We start from the raw sequence: 25,559 nt of genomic DNA on the forward strand, positions 1-25,559 counted from the left end.
GCGCGGGCCGTACGGGAGCCGGGCTCAGGCCTCGTTGGCGCCCGTGTACATGGCGGCCACCGCGTCCGCGTAGGTCCGCTCGACCACCGGGCGCTTGATCTTCAGGCTCGGGGTGAGCTCGCCGTGCTCGATGTCGAGGTCGCGCGGCAGCAGGTGGAACTTCTTGATCGTCTGCCAGCGCTGGAGGTCGGCATTGACCCGCTTGACGAAGCCCTCGATCAGCTGGTGCACGGCCGGGTCGGCGGCCAGCTCGGCGTAGCTCCTGCCGGCCAGGCCGCGCTCGGCGGCCCACGGCATCAGCACCGCCTCGTCCAGGCCGATCAGCGCGGTGCAGTAGTTGCGGCCGTTGCCGATCACCAGGATGTTGCTGACGAACGGGCAGACCGCCTTGAACTTGCCCTCGACCTCGCTGGGCGCCACGTACTTTCCGCCGGAGGTCTTGAACAGGTCCTTCTTGCGGTCGGTGATCCGCAGGAAGCCGTCGGGGCTGAGCTCGCCGATGTCCTCGGTGTGGAACCAGCCGTCCGGCTCCAGCACCTCGGCGGTCTTCTCCGGCAGGTTGTGGTAGCCGCGCATGACGCCGGGGCCGCGCAGCAGGATCTCGCCGTCCTCGGCGATCCGCACCTCGGTGCCGGGCAGCGGGCGGCCGACCGTGCCGATCCGCACGTCCTCCTTGCGGTTGACGCAGGAACCGGCGCTGGTCTCGCTCAGCCCGTAGCCCTCCAGGATCGGTACCCCGGCGCCGAGGAAGAAGTAGCCGATCTCGGGGGCGAGCGCGGCACTGCCGGAGACCGCGCCGCGCAGCCGGCCGCCGAAGGCCTCCCGGATCTTCGCGTACACCAGCTTGTCGGCCACCGCGTGCTGCAGCCGCAGGCCCAGCGGGGCGCTGTCGACGCCGGTGGCGATCCGGCTCTCCTGGACGGCCCGGGCGTACTCGCGGGCGACCTTGGCGGCCCACATGAAGATCTTGTACTTGGCGCCGCCCTCGGCCCGGGCCCGGCCGGCGATGCCGTTGTAGACCTTCTCGAAGATGCGCGGCGCCGAGGCCATGGTGGTCGGCCGGATGGCCGGCAGGTTGTGGATGATCCGGTCGACCCGGCCGTCCACCGCCATCACGTGGCCGGTGGCGATCTGGCCGGAGATCAGCGTCTTGCCGAAGACGTGCGACAGCGGCAGCCACATGAACTGGACGTCGTCGGGGCCGAGCAGGCCGCTGGCCTCCTGGGCCCGGCCCTCGTACGCCCAGCAGTCGTGCACCAGGCGCACGCCCTTGGGGCGGCCGGTGGTGCCGGAGGTGTAGATGAGGGTGGCCAGCTGCTCCTTGTCGAGCGCGGCCACGGCCTTCTCGACGGCGTCCGGGTGCTGCTCCAGGTACTCGGTGCCGCGCCGTTCCAGCTCGGCGAGGGTGATCAGGTCCAGCCCGGCCGTCTGGAGTGTCTCGGGCCGGGCGGCCTCGGCGGGGGCGTCGAAGAGGATCACGGTGCGCAGCTCGGGCAGCTGGTCGATGTGCTCGACGGCCTTGGCCAGCTGGGCGGCGTTCTCGGCGAACAGGGCCCGGGAACCGGAGTCGGAGAGGATGAAGGCCGTCTCGTCCCCGTTGGTGCTCGGGTAGACGGTGGTGATCGCGGCTCCGGCGCACATCGCGCCGAGGTCGGTGAGGATCCACTCGACCCGGGTGGAGGAGGCCAGCGCGACCCGGTCCTCCGGCTGGATGCCGAGCGCCATCAGGCCGGCGGCCACCGCCTTGACCCGGACGGCGGTCTGCGCCCAGGTCAGCGAGCGCCACTGCTCGGCGCCCGGGGCACCGTCCGCGGCGTGCTCGTCGACCGAGGCCGGGTAGCGGTAGGCCTCGACGTTCGGGGTCGCGGCGACGCGCTCCAGGAACAGGTGGGCGACGGAGGCGGGACGCCCGGCGACGATGTCGGCACTGCCGGAGTCGATCAGGGACTGCGCGGAACTCAACGAGGACCTCCGGGGGCGGGTGGCCGTCTGAGGGATGGTCGCGGCGTCCGTGGGGGCGGCCGCCGGGCCCCGGCCGCCTGAGCGGTGGGTGGTACCGGTCAGTAACAAGGGCGCTGTCAGCAGCCTAGGGGGAAACCGGTCATTCCGTAAGGGGGCGGATCCAGCTGGCACGCCCCCGCAGCCACGGACCCGGCCCAGGGCCCGGCCATGGCAAAGGCCCGGCAAACCTCCGCCGGACGGCCCCCGAATCGTCTGTACGACGCCGCGGAACGACGAGAATTGGGGTGCGAACCCGACCGGCGACGACAAGAGTGTGCCAGTGCTGATCAGACTGCTCCGGGCGTACCTGCGCCCATATTCCCGACCGATCACCCTGCTGGTGCTCCTCCAGCTGGTGTCCACCCTCGCGGCGCTGTACCTGCCCACGCTCAACGCCGACATCATCGACAAGGGCGTGGTCACGGGCGACACCGGCTACATCCTGCGCCTGGGCGCCGTGATGATCGGCGTCACCCTCGTGCAGGCGCTGTGCTCGATCGGCGCCGTCTATTACGGCGCCCGCACCGCGATGGCCTTCGGCCGCGACGTCCGCGCCGCCGTCTTCGACCGGGTGCAGGGCTTCTCCTCCCGGGAGGTCGGCCAGTTCGGCGCGCCCTCCCTGATCACCCGCACCACCAACGACGTCCAGCAGGTCCAGATGCTGGCCCTGATGAGCTTCACCCTGATGGTCGCCGCACCGATCATGTGCGTCGGCGGCATCATCATGGCGCTCAACCAGGACGTCCCGCTGTCCGGACTGCTGCTCGCCGTCATCCCCGCCCTCGGCGTGGTCGTCGTCCTGCTGGTCCGCGCCCTGCGGCCGAAGTTCCGCAGCATGCAGGTGAAGATCGACACCGTGAACCGGGTGCTGCGCGAGCAGATCACCGGCATCCGGGTCATCCGCGCCTTCGTCAAGGACGGCCACGAGCAGCACCGCTTCGCCGAGGCCAACGAGGACCTCACCCAGGTCGCCCGGCAGGTCGGCCGGCTGATGTCCGTGATGTTCCCCGCCGTGATGCTGGTCGTGAACATCTCCAGCGTCGCGGTGCTCTGGTTCGGCGCCCACCGCATCGACAGCGGCGACATGGAGATCGGCGGACTCACCGCCTTCCTCTCCTACCTGATGCAGATCCTGATGAGCGTCATGATGGCCACCTTCATGTTCATGATGGTGCCGCGCGCCGAGGTCTGCGCCGAGCGCGTCCAGGAGGTCCTCGGCACCTCCTCCAGCGTCGTCCCGCCCGCCGCCCCGGTCACCGAACTGCTGCGCCGCGGCCACCTGGAACTGCGCGACGTCGACTTCCGCTACCCCGGCGCCGAAGCCTCCGTGCTGCACGGCATCGACCTCACCGCCCGCCCCGGCGAGACCACCGCCATCATCGGCTCCACCGGCAGCGGCAAGTCCACCCTGCTCGGCCTCGTCCCCCGGCTCTTCGACGCCACCTCCGGCCAGGTCCTGCTCGACGGCGTGGACGTGCGCGAGCTCGCCGCCGACGCGATCGCCGACAGCGTCGGCATCGTCCCGCAGAAGCCCTACCTGTTCTCCGGCACCGTCGCCAGCAACCTCCGCTACGGCCGCCCCGACGCCACCGACGAGGAACTCTGGCACGCCCTGGAGATCGCCCAGGCCAAGGAGTTCGTCGAGAAGCTGGCCGAAGGCCTGGACGCCCCCATCGCCCAGGGCGGCGGCAACGTCTCCGGCGGCCAGCGCCAGCGCCTGGCCATCGCCCGCGCCCTCGTCCGCCGCCCCGACGTCTACCTCTTCGACGACTCCTTCTCCGCGCTCGACTACGCCACCGACGCCAAACTGCGCAAGGCCCTCGCCCGCGAGACCTCCGACGCCACCGTGCTGATCGTCGCCCAGCGGGTGTCCACCATCCGCGACGCCGACCGGATCATCGTCCTCGACGAGGGCGCCGTCGTCGGCAGCGGGACCCACCACGAACTGATGGCCGACAACCCGACGTACCGGGAGATCGTGCTCTCCCAGCTCACCGAGCAGGAGGCGGCGTGACCACCCCAGGAAAGCGTGCCGGAACACCGGCCGGAAGGCCCGCCGGGCCGGACGGCGGAAAGCCGGAGGACACGCTCCCCAGCGACTCCCAGGCCGCCGCCGCCCGCCGCGGCCCGGCCGGACCGGGCCGCTTCATGGGCGGCCAGGGCACCGAGAAGTCCATGGACTTCAAGGGCTCCGGCAAGCGCGTCCTCGGCCTGCTGCGCCCCGAACGCAAGCTGCTGCTCGGCGTGCTGGCGCTCGGCGTGCTCGGCATCGGCTGCGCCGTCACCGGCCCCAAGATCCTCGGCGACGCCACCGACCTGATCTTCGCCGGCGTCATCGGCGCCCGCTTCCAGCCCGGCACCTCCAAGGCCGAGGTCATCGCCGGCCTGCGCGCCCACGGCGAGGGCGGCATCGCCGACCTGCTCGGCGCCGTCGACTTCACCCCCGGCCACGGCATGGACTTCGATGCCATCGGCTCCATCCTGCTCTGGGTGCTCGGCATCTACGTCGCCTCCGCCGTCTTCGGCATCTTCCAGGGCCGCCTGGCCACCAAGGCGATCCAGTCGGCCAGCTACCGGCTGCGCCAGGACGTCGAGGCCAAACTCGCCCGGCTGCCGCTCAGTTACTTCGACAAGCAGCCGCGCGGCGAGGTGCTCAGCAGGGTCACCAACGACATCGACAACATCGGCCAGTCCATGCAGCAGACCATGGGCCAGGTCGTCAACTCGCTGCTCACCGTGGTCGGTGTGCTGGCGATGATGTTCTGGATCTCCCCGATCCTCGCCGTGATCGCCCTGGTCTCGGTGCCGCTGTCGGTGGTCGTCGCCGCCAGGGTCGGCAAGAAGGCCCAGCCGCAGTTCGTCCAGCAGTGGAAGTCCACCGGCCAACTCAACGCCCACATCGAGGAGATGTACACCGGCCACACCCTGGTCAAGGTGTTCGGCCGGCAGCGCGAGTCCGCCGAGACCTTCCGCGAGCACAACGACGCGCTGTACCACGCCAGCTTCCGCGCCCAGTTCATCTCCGGGATCATCCAGCCCGCGATGATGCTGATCGGCAACCTGCAGTACGTGCTGGTCGCGGTGGTCGGCGGACTGCGGGTGGCCAGCGGCTCGCTGTCCATCGGCGACGTCCAGGCCTTCATCCAGTACTCCCGGCAGTTCAGCCAGCCGCTCACCCAGGTCGCCAGCATGGCCAACCTGGTGCAGTCCGGGGTCGCCTCCGCCGAGCGCGTCTTCGAACTCCTCGACGCCGCCGAGCAGAGCCCCGAGCCGGCCATGCCCGAGAAGCCCGACACCGTCCACGGCCGGGTCGCCTTCCAGGACGTGTCGTTCCGCTACGACCCCGACAAGCCGCTCATCGAGGACCTCTCGCTCAAGGTCGAACCCGGCCAGACCGTCGCCATCGTCGGCCCCACCGGCGCCGGCAAGACCACCCTGGTCAACCTGCTGATGCGGTTCTACGAGGTCAGCTCCGGACGCATCACCCTCGACGGCACCGACATCTCCGCGATGTCCCGCGAGGACCTGCGCTCCGGCATCGGCATGGTCCTCCAGGACACCTGGCTCTTCGGCGGCACCATCGCCGACAACATCGCCTACGGAGCCGGCTCCGCCACCCGCGAGCAGGTCATCGAAGCCGCCAGGGCCGCCCACGTCGACCGCTTCGTGCGCACCCTCCCCGACGGCTACGACACCGTCATCGACGACGAGGGCACCGGCGTCAGCACCGGCGAGAAGCAGCTGATCACCATCGCCCGGGCCTTCCTCGCCCAGCCGTCGATCCTCGTCCTGGACGAGGCCACCAGCTCCGTCGACACCCGCACCGAGGTGCTCATCCAGCGGGCCATGGCCCGGCTGCGCACCGGCCGCACCAGCTTCGTCATCGCCCACCGCCTCTCCACCATCCGGGACGCCGACGTCATCCTGGTGATGGAGAACGGCTCCATCGTGGAGCAGGGCACCCACGACGAGCTGATCGCCGCCGACGGCGCCTACGCCCGGCTCTACCAGGCGCAGTTCGCGGAGGCCGTGGCCGAGGTGGACTGATCCGTCGTCACACGAAGAGCCGGGACGGGACCCTCCGTCCCGGCTCTTCGCGCGCCGGGGCCTCGCCGGAGCCGACGGGCTTCGCTACCGTGGCCCCCGCGGGCTGCGCACCACCGCCGGCCCGATCGACGCCGAACTCACCGTGTGGGCCGCCTCGGTGGAACCGCACCCGTCGGCCGCCCAGGCCGGACTGGCCGTCGACGAACGCGGCCGGGCCCTGGTGGACGACCACCTGCGCTCGCTCTCGCACCCGGACGTCCACGTGGTCGGCGACGCCGCCGCCGTCACCGTGCCCGGCATCGGCACCCTGCGGATGGGCTGCGCCACCGCGCTGCCGCAGGGCCGGTACGTCGGGCGGCTGCTCGACGGGCGCACCTCGGAGCCGTTCTCGTTCCGGTACACCGTGCAGTGCCGCAGCCTCGGCCGGCGGGACGGGCTGCTCCAGCTGGTCCACCCGGACGACGCCATGAAGCCCACCGTGTCCACCGGCGCCGCGGGGCGGCTGGCCAAGGCCGGGATCGTCACCGCCGTGCTGGCCGCGCTGAAGTAGCCCCCGTCCACGCGGAAGGGCCCGGGCGGATGCCCGGGCCCTTCCTGGTGCCGCTCGCGGCTACGCGCGTGCCGCGCCCGCGGTCACTTCTTGTCCTTCGGCGTCTCCGCGTCGGTGGACAGCGCGGCGATGAAGGCCTCCTGCGGGACCTCCACGCTGCCGACCATCTTCATCCGCTTCTTGCCTTCCTTCTGCTTCTCCAGCAGCTTCCGCTTACGGGAGATGTCACCGCCGTAGCACTTGGCGAGGACGTCCTTGCGGATCGCGCGGACCGTCTCACGGGCGATCACCCGGGAGCCGATGGCGGCCTGGATCGGCACCTCGAACTGCTGGCGCGGGATCAGCTTCTGCAGCTTGCCGGCCATCATCACGCCGTAGCCGTAGGCCTTGTCCTTGTGCACGATCGCGGAGAACGCGTCCACCGGGTCACCGTGCAGCAGGATGTCGACCTTGACCAGCTGGGCGGTCTGCTCGCCGATGGGCTCGTAGTCGAGCGAGGCGTAGCCGCGGGTCTTGGACTTCAGCTGGTCGAAGAAGTCGAAGACGATCTCGGCGAGCGGCAGGGTGTAGCGCAGCTCGACCCGGTCCTCGGACAGGTAGTCCATGCCCTGGAGGTTGCCGCGACGCGACTGGCAGAGCTCCATGATCGCGCCGACGAACTCGTTCGGCGCCAGGATGGTGCCGCGCACGACCGGCTCGTAGACCTCGGAGATCTTGCCGGTCGGGAACTCGCTCGGGTTGGTGACGGTGTGCTCGCTGCCGTCCTCCATCACCACCCGGTAGACCACGTTCGGGGCGGTGGAGATCAGGTCGAGGTTGAACTCGCGCTCCAGGCGCTCCCGGATGATCTCCAGGTGCAGCAGGCCGAGGAAGCCGCAGCGGTAGCCGAAGCCGAGCGCGACCGAGGTCTCCGGCTCGTACACCAGGGCGGCGTCGTTGAGGCGCAGCTTGTCCAGGGCGTCGCGCAGCAGCGGGTAGTCCGAGCCGTCCAGCGGGTACAGGCCGGAGAACACCATCGGACGCGGTTCCTTGTAGCCGCCCAGCGGCTCGGTGGCGCCCTTGTGCATCGAGGTGATCGTGTCACCGACCTTGGACTGCCGGACGTCCTTCACACCGGTGATGATGTAGCCCACCTCGCCGACGCCGAGGCCGTCGGCGACCTTCGGCTCGGGCGAGATGACGCCGATCTCCAGCAGCTCGTGGGTGGCGCCGGTGGACATCATCTGGATGCGCTCGCGCTTGGTGAGCTGGCCGTCCACGACACGGACGTAGGTGACCACGCCGCGGTAGGAGTCGTACACCGAGTCGAAGATCATCGCGCGGGCCGGGGCGTCCTTGACGCCGACCGGGGCCGGGATGGTGTTGACGATGTGGTCCAGCAGGTCCTCGACGCCCAGACCGGTCTTGGCGCTGACCTGGAGCACGTCGGAGGGGTCGCAGCCGATGATGTGGGCGATCTCGGCCGCGTACTTCTCCGGCTGGGCGGCCGGCAGGTCGATCTTGTTGAGGACCGGGACGATCGTGAGGTCGTTCTCCAGCGCCAGGTACAGGTTGGCGAGGGTCTGCGCCTCGATGCCCTGGGCCGCGTCGACCACCAGGATGGTGCCCTCGCAGGCCGCGAGGGAGCGGGACACCTCGTACGTGAAGTCCACGTGGCCGGGGGTGTCGATCATGTTGAGGATGTGCGTCGTCCCGGCGTCCGGCCCGGTCTTCGGGGCCCACGGGAGGCGGACCGCCTGCGACTTGATGGTGATGCCGCGCTCACGCTCGATGTCCATGCGGTCGAGGTACTGGGCGCGCATCTGCCGGGGGTCGACCACGCCGGTGATCTGCAGCATCCGGTCTGCGAGCGTCGACTTGCCGTGGTCGATGTGGGCGATGATGCAGAAGTTGCGGATCAGCGCCGGGTCGGTACGGCTGGGCTCTGGCACATTGCTGGGGGTCGCGGGCACCTTGGTCCGATTCTCCGTTGGTCCGGGGCCGGGGGTGTCCGGATCATCGCTGACCGGCTATCCCGGGGACCGGACAGTCTCGTCCGATCGAAATAGTTCCTCCCATCCTCCCACGACCACGACCCGGGGCGCCGTTCGGGCACCTCACAGCCTTCCGTCACCCCGCCGCACGGCTTCCGTCCCCCACTGCACAGCCTTCCGCCACCCCACCGCTCGGCGGCAGGATGGCCCGCCATGATCCTCGAAAGCGCCCTGCTCGACGTCCTGCCAGACCGGGAGGACGAGTTCCTCGCCGCCTTCGCCGAGGCCCGCCCGCTGATCGCCGTCCAGCACGGCTTCCGCTCCCTGGAACTGCGCCGCTGCCTGGACGAGGGGCGCGGCTCCCGGTTCCTGCTGCAGGTGGAGTGGGAGACCCTCGCCGACCACACCGAGGGCTTCCGCGGCTCCGCCGAGTACCTCCGGTGGCGCGAGCTGCTGCACCGGTTCTACCGGCCGTTCCCGGAGGTCGAGCACTACGGGGAGCCGGTACTGAGCGCCTAGCCCCGCGGGCGGGCCCGGCGGTCGGTTTGGGGCGGGCGGCGGGCCCCTGGTAGCGTGGGCTGCTGCACCTGGCCCCGGCATGCCCTCTCAGCTGACCCGACGGCCTGCGCGTGCAACGCTCCCCAGCCTCCGGCCGGGGGGACCCCAGAACCCGTTCAGACAAGACTGAGGCTCCTTCGTGGCGAACATCAAGTCCCAGATCAAGCGCAACAAGACCAACGAGAAGGCGCGCCTGCGCAACAAGGCCGTCAAGTCCTCGCTGAAGACCGCCCTGCGCAAGGCCCGCGAGGCCGCTGCCGCCGGTGAGACCGAGAAGGCCGCTGTGCTGGCCCGCGCCGCCTCCAAGGCGCTGGACAAGGCCGTGAGCAAGGGCGTCATCCACGCCAACCAGGCCGCCAACAAGAAGTCGGCCATCACCAAGCGCGTCAACACCGCCGTCCAGGCCTGACGCCCTCGGGGGCGCCTCGCCCCCACCGCCGCGGAGTGACCCGGCCCTCTACCCGGAACTCCGAGGCGCGCGAGACTCGCACCGTACGCGGCCTGCGTTCGCCACGCGGGTGCGGTGCACAGCAGTTGTACGACAGGCGCCGTGGTCGGCCTCCTCAGGGAGGCGGACCACGGCGCCTGTCGCGTTCCGCGCCCCGGCCGCTATGGTCGATCACGCGCGACCGGGGGTGCGGGGAGCACCCGCGGCGCCAGCCCAGAGGGGGAACTTCCATGACGACGCCACCACCGCCACTGCCGTCCTCGGCACCGAACGGGCCGGGGTACGGGTTCCCGCAGCAGTCGGGCACGCCAGGGGTACCGGCGGCTGGGGTACCGGGGGCTGGGGCGCCGGGGGTGGCGGCACCGGGGGTGGGGGCGCCCGCGCCGGGGATGGCGGCGCCGGCCGCCGGCGGGTTCGGGCCGCCGCCCGGGCTGCCGACCTCGCCGGGAGCGCCTGGCACACCCGGCGGCGGCACGACGCCGCGCAAGGGCGGGAACCTGCGCCGCAACGCCGTCTGGGCCTTCGTCGGGGCACTCCTCGCCTCGGCCGGCTGGACCACCGCCGTGCTGGTCGTCCCGGACCTGGTCAGCAGCGACTCCTCGCCGCGCAGCCTCGGCAGCTACCACCTCTCGGACGACTTCTGCGCCACCGCGAAGCCCTCCCGGCTGCTGGCGACGTACTCCGTCACCACCGATGCCAACTCGCCGTCCCACAACACCGACCGGACCGCCGCCCTGGACAGCATGAACTGCTCCATGTCGCTCAAGCGGACCGGCGGCGGCAGCGACAGCGAGTACGCCAGCGTGTACATCCGCGCCGACCTGCACAAGGCCGTCAACCCGGCGCCCGAGCAGGACGCCGGCAAGGAGTTCTACCGGACCCGGGGCTACCAGATCACCGACATCCCGGGGCTCGGCGAGGCGGCGTTCTTCATCTACAAGGACGACAGCGGGTCGGGCTCGTACCACAGCCTGTTCGCCGAAGTGCAGATCCGCGACGGCGCAATGACCTACTCCATCAGCTACAACGCCAGTTACACCCAGGGGAAGTCCACCCCGCCGTCCATGACCGAGCTCCGCAACGACCTGCAGACCGACGCGGACAACGCCGTACGGGCCATGCGCAAGTAGCGGCCCCGGGCCCGGGGCCGCGCGCGGGAGCCGGCCAGCAGGACGGGCGGGAGCGGGTCAGTAGGACGGGCGGGAGCCGGCCCGGGCGGCCTTGGCGACGGCGACCACCGCGCGCTCCAGGGCGAAGGCCGGGTCGGCCGAACCGCCCTTGACGTCGGCGTCGGCCCGGGCGATGGCGGTCAGCGCGGTGGCCACCGCGTCGCCCGTCCAGCCGCGCATCTGCTGGCGGACCCGGTCCACCTTCCACGGCGGCATGCCCAACTCGCGGGCCAGATCGGCCGGACGCATGTTCCGCCCGGTCGTCGCCAGCCGTCCGATGCTGCGCACCCCGGAGGCCAGCGCGTAGGTGATGCCGGTCGGCGGCTGGCCGACGGCCAGCGCCCAGCGCAGCCGCTCCAGCGCCTCCGCCGCCCGGCCGGTGACGGCCAGGTCGGCCACCTCGAACCCGGTCGCCTCGGCCCGGCCGCTGTAGTAGCGGGCCACCACCGTGTCATCGATCGCGCCCTCGACGTCCGAGGTCAACTGACTGCAGGCGGCCGCCAGTTCACGCAGGTCGCTACCGAGCGCGTCCAGCAGCGCCTGGCAGGCCTCCGGGGTCGCGGAGCGGCCCAGGGTGCGGAACTCACCCTTGACGAAGGCCAGTCGCTCGCTCGCCTTGGCCAGCTTGGCGCAGGCCACCTCGCGCCCGCCCGCCTTGCGACCGGCGTCCAGCAGGCCCTTGCCCTTGGCCCCGCCGGCGTGCACCAGCACCATGATCACTTCTTCGGCCGGGTCCTCGAGGTACGCCTTGACCTCCTTCACCGAGTCGGCGGAGAGGTCCTGCGCGGCCCGGACCACGATCACCTTGCGCTCGGCGAACAGCGAGGGCGTGGTCAGCTCGGCCAGACTGCCGGGCTGCAGCCCGCCGGGCGGCACGTCCCGCACGTCGGTGTCCGGATCCGCCGCCTTCGCCGCGGCCACCACCTGGGCGACCGCACGGTCCAGCAGCAGCTCCTCCTGGCCGACCGCGAGGGTCAGCGGGGCGAGCAGGTCGTCGGGTGCACTCTTCCTGGCCATCGCCTACCAGCATCCCACGCGCTGCGGACACTCCCGCCCGACGGCCGGAGCCGGACCGTCCGGGCCCCGACCGGCCGAACCCCGAACCCGAACCCCGAACCCCGGCTACCCGGGCCACCGCACCCGACCTGGAGAATGGCCCGGTGACCGAGAACCACACCACCGACCTCCCGGACGTCGTCGACCCCTTCGTCCGCCAGCTGCTCGTCCTGCCCGACCGCGACACCGCCGACGAGGCCGCCGAGGAACTCTCCGCCGCCCACCCCGACCTCGGCGAACTGGAGATCGTCCGCGACGCCCTGGCCGGCGAGGACGACGCCGAGGACGCCCAGTGGCTGGTCGTCCTCGACCCGCCGTCCGACGGCTGGACCCCGGCCCTGCTGCACGCCCTCGACACCGTGGCCACCTCGTACGAGGGCTGGCGCGAGGAGGCCTGACCGACACCGCGACGCCGCGACGCCGCCCGCGCGCGGCGTCGCGGCGTTGGGTGTCCGTTGCAACGTTGCGGCGTCCGTCGCGGCGTTCAGCGCGGGAGCACCCAGTCCGGCCGCCACGTCCCGGCGGCGTCGTGGGCGGGCGCGGCCGCGGCCAGGTAGGCGCGGAGGGTGGCCAGGGCCGGGTGGGGGTTGTCCCGGTGCCACAGGAGCGAGTGCGGGTAGACCAGCGTCGGGTCCGTCACCGGGATGCGGCGCAGGCCGTGGCCGGCCGGCCAGACCAGGCGGGTTCGCTCGCTCATGAAGGTCGCCAGGGCCGGGGTGTCGGCGACGGTGTCCAGGAGCGCGTCGGAGCCGAAGTTGGGACCGGTCGCCTCGATGGTGAGCCCGAACTCGGCGACGAGGTCGTCGTAGTAGGCGGCCCACTCGGTGCCCGGGGCGATGCCGGGCATCCAGATCCGGTGGCCGACGAGCTGGGCGACGGTCACCGAGCGGGCACCCGCCAGCGCGTGGGCGGGCCCGGTGAGGAGTTGCAGCGGCTCGTCGAGCACCCGGACGGACTCGACGTCCTCCGGGAAGGACCGGCCGGGCGCGGCCACCGCGCGGAAGGACGCGTCGATCGTCCCCGAGCGGATCGCGGTGACGGCCGCCCCGACGTCGAACAGCATCACCACGTCGAGCTCGACCTCGGGGTGCGCGCGGTGGAAGTCCCGCATCAGCCCCGAGCCCGCGCCGCGCGAGGCGATGATGTCGACCCGCAGCGGCCGACGGCCGGTGCGCACCGAGGCGACCGCCCGCTCGGCGGCGCGCAGCAGTTCACGGGCGTGCGGCAGGAACGCCTGCCCGTCGATGGTGAGTTCGGCGCCGCGCGGGGTGCGGGTGAACAGCCGCACCCCGAGATCGCGCTCCAGCGCGGCGATGCGCTTGGAGACGGCCTGCTGGGTGATCGACAGGTCGGCGGCGGCCTTCTGGAACTGGCCGGCTTCCGCGGCGGCGGCGAAGGTGCGTACGGCTTCGAGGTCCACGTCGGCCCACCTTAGTGAACAACGGACGGTTGTACCCAGGCCGTAGGATGGTTGTTTGACCTGCGGACACGCCGCTCGGTTAGCTCTCACCGGTCAACGTCGGATTGTGCGGATGAGATGCCGAGGGAGCGCGCCGGACATGCTGGGTTGGGTGGGCAGGAGACGGCTCGGGCCGGGGTTCGGCCGGCTGTGGGCGGCGTACGCCGTCAGCGCGTACGGTTCCGGGCTGGGCTTCGGGGCACTTCCGCTGCTGGCCGTCCTGGTGCTGCACGCCGGACCGGCCGAGGTGTCCGCGCTCTCCGCGGTGGGGCCCGCGGTGGGCGCGCTGATCGCGGTACCGCTCGCGCCCTGGGTGGAGTTCCGGCGCAAACGCCCGGTGATGATCGCCATGGACCTGGCCCGGTTCGCGGCCATGGCCACGATCCCCCTCGCCTACGCCCTCGGACGGCTCGGCTTCGTCCAACTGCTCGCCGTCTCGGCCGTGGTCGCCGCGGCCAAGATCGCCTTCAACGCCGCCAGCGGCGCCCACCTCAAGGCCCTCGTCCGGCCCGAGGACCTCCTGGTCGCCAACGCCCGCTTCGAATCCACCAACTGGAGCTCCATCGCGATCGGCCCCCCGCTGGGCGGCGCCGCGATCGGCCTCTTCGGGCCCGTCACCACCGTGATCGCCGACGCGCTCAGCTACCTGCTCTCCGCCGCTGGCATCACCGCCATCCGCGGCCGGGAGGAACCGCCCCAGCCCGCCGCCGGAAGCCCGGCAGGGGCGGGCAGCGGAAGCTCCGTACGGGCCGGCGGCCTGCGGGCGGGTGCACTGCTCGACGGCTGGCGGCACATCCTCGGCGACCCCGCACTGCGGGCGCTCTACCTCAATAACCTGCTCGTCGGCGGGCTGATCATGGCCACCGAGCCGCTGCTGGCCGTCCTCATGCTGCGCCAACTCCACTTCCCGCCCTGGCAGTACGGCCTCGCCTTCGCCGCCCCCTGCCTCGGCGGACTGATCGGCTCCCGGCTGGCCCGGCGCGTTGTGGCCCGCCACGGCCGGCACCGGGTCTTCCGGACCGTCGGCACCCTGCGCGCCGTCTGGCTGATCGGCCTGGTCCTCGTCCGCCCCGGCGTCGTCGGCCTACTCATCGTGATGGCCGTCGAGCTGGCGATCATCGTCAACATGAGCCTGTACAACCCGGTGCTCGCCACCTACCGGCTCGAACGCACCCCCAAGCACCTCCTCGCCCGCACCCTGTCCGCCTGGTCCATCGGCCAGCAGGCGTCCATCGCCATCTGCACCGCCCTCGGCGGTCTCCTCGCCGACACCACCGGCCCGCGCACCGCCCTCGCGGTCGCCGGACTGCTCATCCTGGCCACCCCGCTCCTCCTCCCCCGCCACGACCGGACGGCGGCGCCGCACCAGCCGGAACCGTCCCTCAGCCGCTCCTGACCCACCGGCGGCCGCCACCCTGCGACCGGCCGCCACCTCCTGTCCGACGGCGTCGCCGACCCGGCCCCCGGCCGCCACGACGTCCTGCTCCGCCAGGCCCTCCCCGGCCGGGCCCGCATCGTCGGCACCACCGAACGAGACGCCCTCCTCCAGGCCTGTGCCCCGGCACCGGGGCGGTGGCCTGTGCCCCGGCACCGGGGCGGTGGCCTGTGCCCCGGCGCCGGGCCGCCGGACCGGCGGCTCCCGCACGGTCTCACCAATTCGGGTGAAGGTTCGCCCACCGACCGACGGGCCGGCGGCCAGCCGCCGTAGCCTCGGTGGCGCCCCGTCGCCACCGAGGTGCGCGCCCCGGGCGAAGCCGTGGAATCCGTCGATTCGGAAGGCCCTCGACACCATGACCCGCTCATCGGACGAAAGCGACGAGACGACCGGCAGGCCCTCCCGCCGCCGGCTCCTCACGATCGGCATCGGCGCCGCCGTGGGGGTGGGGGTCATCGGCTCCGGCGCTCCCGCGGCGATCGCCAACGGCCCGTACGACCCGACCAGTCCGACGATCGCCACCAAGCTGAAGAACCTCAGCGGCCCCGTCGAGACCGGGCCGTTCGCCGCGCCGTGGACCGACCTCGGCATCCCCGTGCTGTGCCCGAACGGCACCATGCTCTTCGTCTGCGGCGACACCTTCGACGGCGGCCAGGTCGGCGCCACCGACTGGCGCGCCCCCGTCGGCCTGCGCTCCGGCAGCACGGACCTGAACAACCTCCGCATCGACGGCAGCGTCGGCGGCGGCCACGCCAACAGCCTCGTGGACGAGCCGCACAACCCGGTCGGCGACAAGTTCACCACCGCCATCCCGTCCGACGCGTTCGTCGTCGACGGCGTGATGTACATGCACCTCATGCGCGGCGTCATCTACGACACCCACCACACCGACTTCTGGCGCTCCACCGACAACGGAGAGACCTGGCAGTACCTGTGCCAGTGGCCCGGCGACCTGTACGGCGGCCAGTTCCAGCAGAAGACGTACGCCGTGGCCGACGACGGCTACTGCTACGTGCTCTCCACGGTCTTCAACCGCGAGGTGGAATCAGGGATGCTGCTCCACCGGGTGCGGAAGGAGAGCCTCGGCAACCCGGACGCCTACGAGCCCTGGGGCTACGCCGACGGCGGCTGGCGCTGGAACGCCCCCGCCCCGACGACCGTCTTCGGCACTCGCAAGTGGGGTGAGATGTGCTTCCGCGCCATGGACGGCAAGTACGTCCTCACCTGGCTGAACATGGACCCGCTGTCGATCAGGGCGATGGTCTTCCCGCTCCCCACCTCGGACCTCACCAGGACCCTGGAACAGACCATGATCCTCCCCGGCACCCCCGGCCAGGAGGCCGCGAACCTCGTCGCCAGCCCGTACGGCGGCTTCGTCATCCCCGGCTCGACGTTCGGCGACTTCCACATCGTCGTCAGCCAGTGGTACGACCCGACGAACTACCGGATCATGCAGTACCGGATCAACATGCTCTCCTGAGCGTCGGTGCCTGGTCCCTCGACGGCTCGGTCCGGGCGGGGGCCGTGCGCCTGCCCTCATGTTCCTGCCGGGGGCGTGGGGTTGGGCAACATGGGCTGGGGTCTGGGGCTGTTCTCTGCGGCGTGCTCCGGGCTGGCCCGGAGCACGCCGCAATCGCCTTTCCCCGGGCCCCCGCCCCCGCCCCCTCCCCTCCCTCCACCTCCCCCACCCCTACCCCCTGCCCACCCCACCTCGTGGAGGGAAGAGGAGAGCGGGGGTCATCGGGGCGGGGCGCGGGGCTTGCGGGTGGAGCGCCCGGAGGAGGAGTGCCCCGAGCGGGTCGCGTGGGCGGGCTGGGGGTGGACGGCGACGGCGAGGGTGGACGGGGAGTCGCCGGTCACGGCGATGTCCCCCGCGCGGTCGGTTCGCAGGACGGTGGCACCCAGTGCCCGCAGGCGGTCGACCGTACGGGGTGACGGATGTCCGTACGCATTGCCCTCGCCGCAGGAGATCAGGGCGAGCCGGGGCCGCAGGGCACCGGTTAGGTCCCAGTCCTGATGGGCCGAGCCGTGGTGGGCCACCTTCAGGACGTCGACCCGGCCCAGGCGGCCCACCAGGGCGGACTGGGCGGGCGGTTCCAGGTCGCCGAGCAGCGCCATCCGCAAGCCGCCGGCCAGCGACAGCACCATGGCCACGCTGGCGTTGTTCGCACCTGGCGCGTCGACGACCGCCCCGGGATCGGGCCACACCACGTCCCAGGCCAACTCCGCACCGACCGAACGCCGTTCACCACGGCCCGCACGCAGCAGCGGCACAGCGGCCCCCGCCACCCAGGCCGTCACCCTGGCCACCTCGCCCGGCGGGTCGTCCAGCACCGTGCCCTCGACCGCGCCCACCTGGCGCCCCCGCAACACCCCTGGTACGCCCTCGACGTGGTCCGCGTGGAAGTGGGTCAGCACCAGGAGCGGCACCCTGGTGACGCCGAGTTCGCGCAGGCACCGGTCGGCGGCCTCCGGATCCGGCCCCGTGTCGACCACCACCGCACTGTCCGGAACACCGGTCGAAAGGGCCAACATGTCTCCCTGTCCGACGTCGCACATCGCCAGCCGCCACCCCGGCGGCGGCCAGCCCGTGGCGATCCGGGCGAGCTGCGGCGGGCGCAGCAGGACCGCCAGCAGCACCACCAGCAGGGTGCCCGTCACCAAAGCCCGGGCCCAGCGCCGCCGACCGCGCACCCGCCGGCCGGATTCCGTCCGCCGGGGCAACAGCAGAGGAGCTGCCCAGCAGGCGGCCAGGGCCACCAAGGCGACCGTGATCACCCCGAACCAGCCGCCGGGCCAGGACAGTTGGCCGCCGGGCAGCTCGGCCCCGCGCCGTCCGACGAAGGCGAGCCAGCTGGCCGGCACCCCGGCCGGCTCGGCCAGCAGCCGGGCCAGGGACGGGAAGAACGGCTGCAGGGCGAGCACCCCGAAGCCGAGCAGTGTCGCCGGGGCCACCGCCAGCTCGGCCAGCAGGTTGCACGGGACGGCGACCAGGCTGATGTGTCCGGACAGCACCACCGTCACCGGCGCGCACAGCGCCTGCGCCGCCGCCGTGGCCGCCAGCGCACCCGCCAGGTGGTGCGGCCAGCGCCGGGCCCGCAGGGACTCGGCCCAGTGCGGACCGAGGACGAGCAGCCCGGCGGTGGCGAGCACCGAGAGCAGGAAGCCGTAGGAGCGGGCCAGAAACGGGTCCCACAGGACGAGGACCAGGACGGCCCCGGCGAGCGCGGGGACGGCCCTACGGGGGCGGCCGGTGGCCAGGGCCAGCATGCCGATGAGTCCTGTTCCCGCTGCCCGCAGCACGCTGGGCTCGGGCCGGCAGACGGTCACGAAGGCCAGCACCAACCCCGTGCCGAGCAGGGCGCTGGTGCGCAGCGACAGCCCCAGCAGCGCGGCCACCCCGCGCCGCTCCGGAGTACCGGCCTGGCCGGGGGCGCCCAGCAGTACGCCGAGGACGATCGCCAGGTTGGCCCCGCTGACCGCCACCAGGTGCACCAGGTCGGTGGCCCGGAAGGCGTCCACCAGGTCGTCGGGCAGCCGCGAGGTGTCGCCGACGACCAGCCCGGGGAGCAGTCCGCGCGCGTCCGGCGGGAGCCCGTCGCTGGCCGTGCGCAGCCCCTCGCGCAGCCGCCCGGCGATCCGCTGCGGCAGGTTGGGCGGTGCGAGCCGCCGGGGCGGGCCGTGGACGACCAGCAGCGCTGCGGACTCGGTGTCGTAGCCCTCCCCCGCCGGCCGCACCTCGGCCTCGACGGACAGCCGCTCGGACGGCAGCAGCCGCAGCCAGGGCTTGCTCTCCGGCCCGCGGACCATGACGGTCACCGGGGTGTGTGTCCGGGTCGCCCGCCCGTCCGGGAGGACGGTGGCACGGTCGGCCACGGCCTCGACGGTGAGCAGGGTCTGTCCCCCGGTGGTGCCGCCCCGGGAGGTGTGGACCTTCGGGTCGCCCTCGACGGTCAGCTCCACCTCCACCGCCGGGGCGGGCTCGCCCGGGGACCGCGGGGTCGCCTGCTCGGCCGCGCGGGCGAGTTCCGGCAGGGGCCCCCGGTGCAGGTCGGCGGTGTGCAGCGGGGTCGCGATCGCGGCCGCCGCGCCGGAGAGCAGGACGGCCGCCAGCGCCACCGCGGCCCCGCGCCGACGCAGCAGGCCCGGTCGGGCGAGCAGCAGGACGGCCACGAGCACGGCGCCGCCGGCCAGCGAGAAGAGCGGCAGCTCGGATCCCGGCCCGAGGGGCAGGAGCACCGCCGTGACCAGCCAGGCCGACACGGCGGGCAGCAGCAGCCGGAAGTCGGCACCCGAGGACCGGGCACGCGGGAGCGAAGCGGTGGTGGTGGCGGTGGTGGACAAGGCGGCTACCTCCCTTCGGGAGCCGGCGAGGCGGGAACGGAGCGACGCGGAAACGGAGCAACGCGGGAACAGGACGAGGCGGGAACGGCAGGGGCGGGAACGGCAGGGGCGTCAGAGGGTGAGGAGCGGACGGAGTTCCGCGAACGTTCGGGTGCCGATCCCGCTGACCTGCCGGAGCTGGTCGATCGAACGGAACGAGCCGTGCGAGGTGCGGTAGGCGAGGATGCGCTGGGCGAGGGTCGGGCCGACGCCGGGGAGGGAGTCGAGCTGTTCGAGGGTGGCGCGGTTGAGGCTGACGGGTGGTCGGGGCGCACCGGCGCCGGACAGTGCGCCCGCGCCGGCCGGGACCGGGACGGGAACCGGGGCCGGCACCTGCTCGCCGACCAGGATCTGCTCACCGTCCGTCAGGACGCGGGCCAGGTTGAGCCCCCGGGTGTCCGTCTCCGGCAGCGGGCCGCCGGCCGCCCGCAGGGCGTCGGCCACCCGTGATCCGCCGGGCAGGGTGTGCAGGCCCGGCAGGTGGACCCGACCGCCGATGTCGATGACCACGGCGGCCTCGGCCCCCGGGCCTGCGGCAGCCACCGGCGGACCGGCCCCGCTGCCGGGCGGGCCGTCGGTTGCCACCGGGCTCGATTCCGGCAGTGCCGAGGCCGCGGCCAGCGTCGGTACGGCCACCGCCTCCGGCCTGGCCAGCCAGAAGTGCTGCACCGCGTAGCCCACCGCGAAGAGCAGCAGGATCGTCAGCCCGGCCACCGCCCGCCGGTCGAGCGCCAGCACCGAGGCGAACCGCAGTCGCGCCCCGGCCGGTGACGGGTCGGGAAGCACCGCCGCGCCCGGAGGCGAAGCCGCCGTTGCGGGAGGCGCCGGAGCGGCACGGGAGGACGGCACGGCAGCGGCCTGAGCGGCACCCACCAGCTCGTCGCCCGTCGGCAGCAGCGCCGCCATCCGCAGCCGCACCGTCTCGTTGATCGCTTGGCGCTTCGCCGCGCCCAGGCCCAAGGTCGTCATGGCGAGGACGCTAGGAGCCCTCCGGCGGGCGCGCAGGAATTACCGAAACCCTGTGGATAACCCGGGGGTTGTGGATAAGAACGGTCACTCACACGAGTGACCACCCCATGCCGAAGTTGACCCACCTCACCCCCAGGACGCCCCACCCCAGGACGCCCCGGCCCCCGACGGCCACCCGTACCACCCCACCGCCCGCCTCAGCGCGGCGCGACCACCACCGCGAGCAGCCCCGGCCCGACGTGCGCGCCGATCACCGCCCCCACCTCGCCCACGTACAGCTCCCGCAGCCCCGGCACCCGCGCCCGCAGCCGCTCCGCGAGCGGCTCGGCCCGCTCCTCGGCCGCCAGGTGGTGCACGGTGATGTCCACCTCGCCCTCCCCCGATCGCTCGACCGCGATCTCCTCCAGCCGGGCGATCGCCCGCGACGCCGTCCGCACCTTCTCCAGCGGCTCGATCCGCCCGCCGTCCAGGTGCAGCAGCGGCTTGACCGCCAGCGCCGAGCCGAGCAGCGCCCGCGCCGCCCCGATCCGCCCGCCCCGGCGCAGGTGCTCCAGGGTGTCCACGTAGAAGAAGCCGCTGGTCCCGGCCGCCCGCCGGGTCGCCGCCTCGGCCGCCTCCACCAGTCCCCGGCCGTCCGCGATCGCCTCGGCGGCCGCCAGCACCCCGTACCCGAGGGCCATGCCGACCAGCCGGCTGTCCACCACCCGTACCGGTACGGGCGCCTCGGCGGCCGCCAGCCGGGCGGCCTCGACCGTGCCGGAGAGCTCGCCGGAGATGTGTACCGACACGATGCCCTTCGCCCCTGCCTCGGCGGCCGCCCGGTAGGTGGCGGCGAAGGACTCCGGGTTGGGCCGGGAGGTGGTCACCCGCTGTTTGGCGCGCAGCGCCTCGGCGACCTCCTTCGGGGAGATCTCGACGCCCTCGCAGCGGACCGAGTCACCGACCGCGACGCTCAGCGGAACCACCGTGATCCCGTGCCGGTCGAGGGCGTCCTGCGGCAGATAGGCCGTGGAATCGGTGACAACTGCGAGGTCGGAGGGCATGAGGCGGAGGTTACTCCCCGTTCGTCCGGGAGGACAGCGCCCGCACGCGCTCCCCCGTGGACCCGCACGCACACCGCCCGCTAGGCCCGCACGCGCTCCCCCAAAGGCCCGAAAGCGCACCGCCCGGCAGGCCCGAACGCGCGCGCCCCGGGAGGCCCGGACATGGGCCGACCCCGGCCCCGGCCCGGACTCAGCCCGCCGAGGTACCCGTCGACGGCTTCCGCAACCGCTGCGCCAGCTTCGCCAGCGGGTCGGCCAGCCCGAGCAGGTCCTCGGCGCTCGGCCGCCCCTTCCCGTCCGTAAGCCCGGCCGGAGCCGCCCCGGGAGCACCCGCTTCCCTGGAAGCACCGGAACCACCAGCAGCCCCGGCCCCACCCGAAGCCCCGGCACCGGAAGCACCAGTACCAGAGGCCCCGGACCCCGCCCCCGTGTCCCAGTGCCGCAGCGCCCCCGCCTCGCTCTCGCACTCCTGGCTCAGCCGGCTCAGCTCGTCGTCCGCGAACCGTTGCATCCGGTCCTGCGCCGCCCACCGCATGGTCTCCGCCGCGTGGGTGATCCGCTCCGCCCGTTCCCGCAGCTCAGGGAGCTTGGCGGCGATCCGGGCGGTGTCCGGCTCGCGTTCCAGCACCCGCAGCTCGCCGTCCAGTTCCGCCGCGTGCGCGTCGAGCCGGGTCAGCAGCGCGAGGGACTCGCCGAGCTGGCTGTCCCCGGCCAGACCGCCCTCCAGCACCTGCCGGGTGCCGTCCAGCGCGGTGCGCAGCTTGAGGCGGACGGTAGCGATCTGCGCGGGCGGGCCGATCTTGGTGTACGTCTTCGCCTTGAGGGTGGCGGTCTCGACGGCGCGCCGGGCGTTGGCCTCGTGTTTCCCGACCTTCGCGGCGACGGCCTTGGCCGCTTTGACCGTACCGACCACGGCCAGGACGAGCGTCGCGATCCCGAAGAGCAGGACCAAGCCGATCATCACGCCGAACACGTCCATCGCGCGCCACCTTCCGCCACCGATCCGGCCCCCATCGAGCCCAACGCGGGCCGCAATGCCGTGGGTTCCACGGTAGCCGCGATACCGGTCCGGAGGGCAGTGCGGAGGGGTCCGACGGACGGAGATCAGGGACAGATCCGGGATCTCCCCGAGGGCCTCACCCCCGCCCCTGCTCCCCACCTCACCCCACCCCACCCACGCACCAACTCAGCACTCAGCAACGCGGCAATGAGGCAATGAGGCCACACAAACCACCGGGCGGGCGCCCCGAAGGACACCCGCCCGGTCAGTCACCGCCCGAGGACCGGCCTCAGCCGGTCACGATGTTCACCAGCTTCGGCGCCCGGGCGATCACCTTCCGCACCGCCGCGTCGCCGATCGCCGCGACGACCGCCGGGTCCGCCAGCGCCAGCGCCTCCAGCTCGGCGTCCGTGATGCTCGGCGCGACCTCCAGCCGGGCCTTGACCTTGCCCTTGATCTGGACGACGCAGGTCACCGACTCGTCGACGACGTACGCCGGGTCCGCGACGGGGTAGTCCGTGTGCGCCAGCGACTCGCTGTGGCCCAGCCGACGCCACAGCTCCTCGGCGATGTGGGGGGCCAGCGGCGCGACCATCAGCACCAGCTGCTCGGCCACGGCCCGGGGCGTGGAGCCGCGCTTGACCAGGAAGTTGTTCAGCTCGATGGCCTTGGCGACGGCCGTGTTGAAGCGCAGCCCGGCCATGTCGCCGCGGATGCCGTCGATCGACTTGTGCAGGGCGCGCAGCGTCGCGTCGTCCGGCGCCTCGTCGGTGACGACCAGCTCGCCGGTGGTCTCGGAGACGACGTTGCGCCACAGCCGCTGCAGGAAGCGGTACGAGCCGACGACGGCCCGGGTGTCCCAGGGGCGGGAGACGTCCAGCGGGCCCATCGACATCTCGTACAGGCGCAGGGTGTCGGCGCCGTACTCGTCGGCGATGTCGTCCGGGGCGACGGCGTTCTTCAGGGACTTGCCCATCTTGCCGGCCTCGCGCTTGACCGCCTCGCCCTGCCAGAAGTACGTGCCGTCGCGCTCCTCGACCTCGGCGGCGGGCACCGGGAAGCCGCGCTCGTCGCGGTAGACGTCCGCGGTGATCATGCCCTGGTTGAACAGCTTGTGGAACGGCTCGACGGAGGAGACGTGGCCCAGGTCGTGCAGCACCTTGTGCCAGAAGCGCGCGTACAGCAGGTGCAGCACGGCGTGCTCGGCGCCGCCGACGTACAGGTCGGCGCCGCCGGCCGGCTTGGCCTCGGTGGGGCCCAGCCAGTAGCGCTCGTTGGCCGGGTCGACCACGGCGTCGGCGTTCGTCGGGTCGACGTAGCGCAGGTCGTACCAGCAGGAACCTGCCCAGTTGGGCATGGTGTTGGTCTCGCGGCGGTACGTCTTGACGCCGTCGCCCAGGTCCAGTTCGACGTTGACCCAGTCCTCGTTGCGGGACAGCGGGGTCTCCGGCGAGGAGGCGGCGTCGTAGGCGTCGTAGGTGCGCGGCGAGTAGTCGTCGACCTCGGGGACCTCGACCGGCAGCATCGACTCGGGCAGCGCGTGCATCACGCCGTCCTCGTCGTAGACGATCGGGAAGGGCTCGCCCCAGTACCGCTGACGGCTGAACAGCCAGTCGCGCAGACGGTAGTTGACGGTGCCCTCGCCGATGCCGCGCTCGGCCAGCCACGCGGTGACCCGCGCCTTGGCGTCCACGACGCTCAGCCCGTCCAGGGACAGGTCCCCTTCGGAGCGCGCCGAGTTGACGATGACCGAGTCGTAGGTGTCGAAGGCGTCGGCCCACTCCGCCGGGTCGGAACCCCGCCCGTCGGTGGGCTCGACGACGCAGCGCATCGGCAGCGCGAAGGCGCGGGCGAAGGCGAAGTCGCGGTGGTCGTGGGCGGGGACGGCCATGATGGCGCCGGTGCCGTAGCCCATCAGCACGTAGTCGGCGATGAACACCGGGACGGACTCGCCGCTGACCGGGTTGACGGCGTAGGCGCCGGTGAAGACACCGGTCTTGACCTTGGCCTCGACCTGGCGCTCGACGTCCGACTTGGCGGCGGCCGTGGCGCGGTAGGCGGCGACGGCCTCGGCGGGGGTGGCGGCGCCGCCGGTCCACTCGGCGGGGACGTCCTCGGGCCAGGCGGCGGGGACGATCGAGTCGACCAGGCCGTGCTCGGGCGCCAGCACCATGTAGGTGGCGCCGAACAGGGTGTCGGGCCGGGTGGTGAAGACGGTGATCTTCCCGCCGTCGACGGCGAAGTCGACCCGGGCGCCCTCGGAGCGCCCGATCCAGTTGCGCTGCTGCAGCTTGATGGCCTCGGGCCAGTCCAGCAGGTCCAGGTCGGCGATCAGGCGGTCGGAGTACGCGGTGATGCGCATCATCCACTGGCGCAGGTTGGACTTGAACACCGGGAAGTTGCCGCGCTCGGAGCGGCCGTCCGCGGTGACCTCCTCGTTGGCCAGCACGGTGCCCAGGCCGGGGCACCAGTTGACCGGCACCTCCTTGGCGTACGCCAGGCGGTACTCGCCCAGCAGCTCGTCGCGCTCGCCGGCGGACAGCGCGGCCCAGGCGCGGCCGCCCGGCACCTCACGGGCGCCGGACTCGAACGCGGCGACCAGCTCGGCGATCGGACGCGCCTTGCCCGCCTCCTGGTCGTACCAGGAGTTGAAGATCTGCAGGAAGATCCACTGCGTCCAGCGGTAGTAGTCCGGGTCGATCGTGGAGATCGAGCGGCGCGGGTCGTGGCCCAGGCCCAGCCGGCGCAGCTGGTGGCGCATGTTGGCGATGTTGGCCTCGGTGGAGACCCGCGGGTGGGTGCCGGTCTGCACGGCGTACTGCTCGGCGGGCAGGCCGAAGGCGTCGTAGCCCAGCGTGTGCAGCACGTTGTGGCCGGTCATCCGCTGGTAGCGGGCGAAGACGTCGGTGGCGATGTAGCCCAGCGGGTGGCCGACGTGCAGGCCCGCGCCCGAGGGGTACGGGAACATGTCCATGATGAAGCTGTGCGGCTTCGCGGCGACGTCACCGGCGGACGGGTCGGCCAGCTCACCGGCGGGGTTGGGGGCGTGGAAGGTGCCCTCCTTCTCCCAGATGTCCTGCCAGCGGGACTCGATCTCCGCCGCCAGCGCGGCGCTGTACCGGAACGGCTCGGTCGCGGTCTCGGCCGCGCCGGACGCAGGGGTCGTCTCGCTCATCGTCCTTCAAGCTCCATCGGTGTCAGTTGGCGAACCGCGCGACGCGGCCGACCGTGGACCCGTCCCACGACGCGGGCGGGGGGCGGAAAACAAAAAATCCCCTCGCAGGAGGGGACGCCACGCCGACTCCGGCACCGCCCTGGGGCGCAGCCGGTCCTGGTCAGCGCGGCCGGCTAAGGAGCAGGCGCACGGTTCGCATGGGCTCAGGGTACCGCAAGCAGGTCAGGGCACTCCTGGCCGTCCCACCCACGGAGCCCCGGGACGCCGCGGGCTCCCGAGGACGCCCCGCCCCC

18 protein-coding genes are annotated in these 25,559 nt (G+C 72.7%); 9 read left to right on the top strand and 9 right to left on the bottom strand.

Annotated elements, in window-relative coordinates; all coding sequences use genetic code 11:
• Positions 1-24: 24 nt before the first annotated feature.
• The gene (locus ACZ3YL_RS09010; RefSeq protein WP_188304457.1) at positions 25-1,962 is read right to left on the bottom strand and encodes an AMP-dependent synthetase/ligase; all 1,938 of its coding nucleotides are present in this window, start codon (positions 1,960-1,962) and stop codon (positions 25-27) included.
• A 319-nt stretch (positions 1,963-2,281) separates the two neighbouring features.
• Here ACZ3YL_RS09010 and ACZ3YL_RS09015 point away from each other — a divergent pair, with 319 nt between their 5' ends.
• From ACZ3YL_RS09015 to ACZ3YL_RS09025, 3 genes are all read left to right on the top strand, one after another.
• The gene (locus ACZ3YL_RS09015) at positions 2,282-4,015 is read left to right on the top strand and encodes an ABC transporter ATP-binding protein (protein ID WP_188304458.1); all 1,734 of its coding nucleotides are present in this window, start codon (positions 2,282-2,284) and stop codon (positions 4,013-4,015) included.
• A 134-nt stretch (positions 4,016-4,149) separates the two neighbouring features.
• Positions 4,150-6,048: an ABC transporter ATP-binding protein gene (locus ACZ3YL_RS09020; protein WP_465656460.1), complete on the top strand. Its 1,899-nt coding sequence runs from the start codon at positions 4,150-4,152 to the stop codon at positions 6,046-6,048.
• 124 nt (positions 6,049-6,172) lie between these two features.
• Complete coding sequence (locus ACZ3YL_RS09025; RefSeq protein WP_465656461.1) at positions 6,173-6,598, top strand: FAD-dependent oxidoreductase; 426 nt, start codon at positions 6,173-6,175, stop codon at positions 6,596-6,598.
• An 83-nt stretch (positions 6,599-6,681) separates the two neighbouring features.
• Here the strand turns inward: ACZ3YL_RS09025 and lepA are convergent, their stop codons facing one another.
• Positions 6,682-8,550 carry a translation elongation factor 4 gene (lepA, locus tag ACZ3YL_RS09030; RefSeq protein WP_188304460.1) on the bottom strand — a complete coding sequence of 623 codons (1,869 nt, stop codon included), beginning with the start codon at positions 8,548-8,550 and terminating at the stop codon, positions 6,682-6,684.
• A gap of 234 nt (positions 8,551-8,784) precedes the next feature.
• Here lepA and ACZ3YL_RS09035 point away from each other — a divergent pair, with 234 nt between their 5' ends.
• The 3 genes from ACZ3YL_RS09035 (at position 8,785) to ACZ3YL_RS09045 (ending at position 10,707) form a co-directional block, all read left to right on the top strand.
• A complete protein-coding gene (locus ACZ3YL_RS09035) occupies positions 8,785-9,090 on the top strand; it encodes an antibiotic biosynthesis monooxygenase family protein (protein WP_465656350.1) in 306 nt (101 codons plus the stop codon).
• 178 nt (positions 9,091-9,268) lie between these two features.
• Positions 9,269-9,538 carry a 30S ribosomal protein S20 gene (rpsT, locus tag ACZ3YL_RS09040; RefSeq protein ID WP_045938443.1) on the top strand — a complete coding sequence of 90 codons (270 nt, stop codon included), beginning with the start codon at positions 9,269-9,271 and terminating at the stop codon, positions 9,536-9,538.
• 428 nt (positions 9,539-9,966) lie between these two features.
• On the top strand, positions 9,967-10,707 hold the full coding sequence (locus ACZ3YL_RS09045; protein WP_188304462.1) for a hypothetical protein: 741 nt from the start codon (positions 9,967-9,969) through the stop codon (positions 10,705-10,707).
• Between the two features lie 57 nt (positions 10,708-10,764).
• Here the strand turns inward: ACZ3YL_RS09045 and holA are convergent, their stop codons facing one another.
• Complete coding sequence (gene holA / locus ACZ3YL_RS09050) at positions 10,765-11,763, bottom strand: DNA polymerase III subunit delta (protein WP_188304463.1); 999 nt, start codon at positions 11,761-11,763, stop codon at positions 10,765-10,767.
• Between the two features lie 143 nt (positions 11,764-11,906).
• Between holA and ACZ3YL_RS09055 the strand changes: the two genes are divergently transcribed.
• A complete protein-coding gene (locus tag ACZ3YL_RS09055) occupies positions 11,907-12,200 on the top strand; it encodes a hypothetical protein (RefSeq protein WP_317621019.1) in 294 nt (97 codons plus the stop codon).
• A gap of 86 nt (positions 12,201-12,286) precedes the next feature.
• On the opposite strand, the gene ACZ3YL_RS09060 is transcribed toward ACZ3YL_RS09055, so the two are convergent.
• A complete protein-coding gene (locus tag ACZ3YL_RS09060; RefSeq protein ID WP_465656356.1) occupies positions 12,287-13,222 on the bottom strand; it encodes a LysR family transcriptional regulator in 936 nt (311 codons plus the stop codon).
• A gap of 139 nt (positions 13,223-13,361) precedes the next feature.
• On the opposite strand from ACZ3YL_RS09060, the gene ACZ3YL_RS09065 reads away from it, so the two are divergent.
• Together ACZ3YL_RS09065 and ACZ3YL_RS09070 are read left to right on the top strand one after the other, a co-directional pair.
• Positions 13,362-14,657 (top strand): MFS transporter, encoded by a 1,296-nt coding sequence (locus ACZ3YL_RS09065; RefSeq protein ID WP_188304465.1) that lies wholly within the window; start codon positions 13,362-13,364, stop codon positions 14,655-14,657.
• Between the two features lie 394 nt (positions 14,658-15,051).
• Positions 15,052-16,176: a DUF4185 domain-containing protein gene (locus ACZ3YL_RS09070; RefSeq protein ID WP_465656359.1), complete on the top strand. Its 1,125-nt coding sequence runs from the start codon at positions 15,052-15,054 to the stop codon at positions 16,174-16,176.
• 257 nt (positions 16,177-16,433) lie between these two features.
• Here ACZ3YL_RS09070 and ACZ3YL_RS09075 read toward each other — a convergent pair whose 3' ends face one another.
• From ACZ3YL_RS09075 to leuS, 5 genes are all read right to left on the bottom strand, one after another.
• Positions 16,434-19,040 (bottom strand): ComEC/Rec2 family competence protein, encoded by a 2,607-nt coding sequence (locus tag ACZ3YL_RS09075; protein ID WP_465656361.1) that lies wholly within the window; start codon positions 19,038-19,040, stop codon positions 16,434-16,436.
• Between the two features lie 111 nt (positions 19,041-19,151).
• A complete protein-coding gene (locus ACZ3YL_RS09080) occupies positions 19,152-20,048 on the bottom strand; it encodes a ComEA family DNA-binding protein (protein WP_465656363.1) in 897 nt (298 codons plus the stop codon).
• Between the two features lie 197 nt (positions 20,049-20,245).
• Positions 20,246-21,091, bottom strand: coding sequence for a DegV family protein (locus ACZ3YL_RS09085; RefSeq protein WP_188304469.1), 846 nt, complete (start codon positions 21,089-21,091; stop codon positions 20,246-20,248).
• A gap of 190 nt (positions 21,092-21,281) precedes the next feature.
• Complete coding sequence (locus ACZ3YL_RS09090; RefSeq protein ID WP_465656365.1) at positions 21,282-22,070, bottom strand: hypothetical protein; 789 nt, start codon at positions 22,068-22,070, stop codon at positions 21,282-21,284.
• A 310-nt stretch (positions 22,071-22,380) separates the two neighbouring features.
• The gene (gene leuS / locus ACZ3YL_RS09095) at positions 22,381-25,266 is read right to left on the bottom strand and encodes a leucine--tRNA ligase (RefSeq protein ID WP_465656367.1); all 2,886 of its coding nucleotides are present in this window, start codon (positions 25,264-25,266) and stop codon (positions 22,381-22,383) included.
• Between the last annotated feature and the right edge of the window lie 293 nt (positions 25,267-25,559).

It is taken from the genome of Kitasatospora sp. NPDC023176 (genome assembly GCF_055560495.1).